2 protein-coding genes are annotated in these 1,695 nt (G+C 70.2%); both read right to left on the bottom strand.

Going from position 1 to position 1,695, the window contains the following annotated elements; translation table 11 throughout:
• On the bottom strand, positions 1 to 433 hold a 433-nt coding region (locus tag AC5LUJ_RS17005), incomplete at its 3' end, for a glycosyltransferase (RefSeq protein ID WP_493465276.1).
• A 130-nt stretch (positions 434 to 563) separates the two neighbouring features.
• Positions 564 to 1,469: a glycosyltransferase family 2 protein gene (locus AC5LUJ_RS17000; protein ID WP_250284951.1), complete on the bottom strand. Its 906-nt coding sequence runs from the start codon at positions 1,467 to 1,469 to the stop codon at positions 564 to 566.
• Between the last annotated feature and the right edge of the window lie 226 nt (positions 1,470 to 1,695).

The raw sequence follows: 1,695 nt of genomic DNA, 5'->3' as shown, positions 1-1,695 counted from the left end.
CGCCCGCCGGCGCGTTTCCTGGCCGCGGGGCCGGCGGGCGCAGGCCGGCGAGGACGCCCAGATAGGCCGGCGCCTGGATCGGGGTGACCACGACGACGACCACGGCGTCCACCGCGTCCACGCCGGTGCGCAGCCGGCGGCCCAGCCGCGGCCAGGTGTCCGGCCGCCGCCATGACAGCGGGTAGGACGTCGCCGGGAACGGCCGCGTCTCGGGGGCGTCCACCCGCTGCCGGCCCGGGTAGAGCCGGGCCGGGTACTGCGCCGACCAGGACTCCAGGCGGACGTCGTGGCCACACGCCGCGAGCCGGTGCGCGAGCTCGGTGGTGTGCTGGGCGACACCGCCCTTGTAGGGATGGGCCGGGCCGACGATCGCGATCCGCGACCGCGCCGGCGCCGGCGTCCCGGCGTGCCTCTCCGGCCGCTCACCTGTCATCTCGTCCGTCCCTGTGGAAGGAGCCTCACCGTGAGGGATGAAAGATCCGTCAGCATGGGGGAACGTCCGTCACCATGGAGCATCCGTCACCGTGGGACCCGGCGGGACGGCAGCGCAGTCCGGCGGGGCATCAGTCGCCGCCGCGGGAGCGGGCCACGAGATCCCCGATCAGGGCGAGCACGACGATCTGGAAACCGACCAGGATCGCCAGCAGCGTGGACGTGGTGACCCGCAGGTCGTAACGGATCAGGTCGGCGACGAGCTTCACGAAACCCAGCCCCATGATCCACAGGGCGATCGGCATCAGCACCCGGATCGGGTCGAAGTACATCACCATCCGCAGCACCTGCAGGATGTAGCGGCGCGCGTCCCGGAACGGGTGGAACTTGCTCTTGCCCGAGCGTTTCGCGTAGTCGATCGGGATGTAGTCGACGGGGTGCTGGTTCGACAGGAACGCCATCGTGATCGTCGTCACGCAGGAGAACCCGGGCGGCAGCAGCCGCAGGTACGGCAGGGAAACCTCCCGCCGGAACGCCCGCAGCCCCGAGTTCAGATCGGGGATCTTCATGCCGGACAGCCGCTGCGCGATCATCCGGATGAACCACTTGGCCGGCACCCGCGCCCACTTGTGGGTGCCCTCCTCGGTCGTGCGCGCGCCCACGACCTGGTCGACGTCGGGGCAGGCGTCGAGATGGCGGACGAACTCCGGGATGCGCTCGTTCGGGTAGGTCATGTCCGCGTCGGTCCAGACCACGATCTTCCCGCGGGCGTCCTGGGTGCCGATCCGGCGCGCGGTGCCCGACCCGCCGTTGCGGCGGAACGCGATCAGCCGCATGTTCGGGAAGCGGTGCATCACGCCGCGCAGCAACGCCAGCGTGTTGTCGGTCGACTTGTCGTCAATGACCAGCAGCTCGTAGCTGTAGCCGCTGGTGTCCATCGCGGCGGTGATCCGCTCCAGCTCGTGGACGATGTGATCCTGCTCGTTGTAGCAGGGCAGCACGACCGTCACATAGGGCGGGGCGGGTGCCTCCGCCACCGTCCCGACGCCGCTCTGCTTCCTGAGGACGGGTACGCCGGGGCTGACAGATGCGCGTACAACGCTGACACTCACGTCGATGTGACTCCTGATTTCCGCCCGGGAACGGGAGGTTCGCCGGTGCCGTCGAGTTGTGGCCGGACCGGCCGGGCCGGTCAGGTCGAATGATCACAACCTCCTCCGCGCGTGCTTCGGCTGCCCCGTCCGCATGCCGGGGTCACAGGAC

The sequence above is a fragment of the Protofrankia sp. CiP1_Cm_nod3 genome (assembly GCF_982290655.1).
Note: the sequence above shows the minus strand (reverse complement) of the source record. Positions and strands in the feature narration are given on the sequence as shown.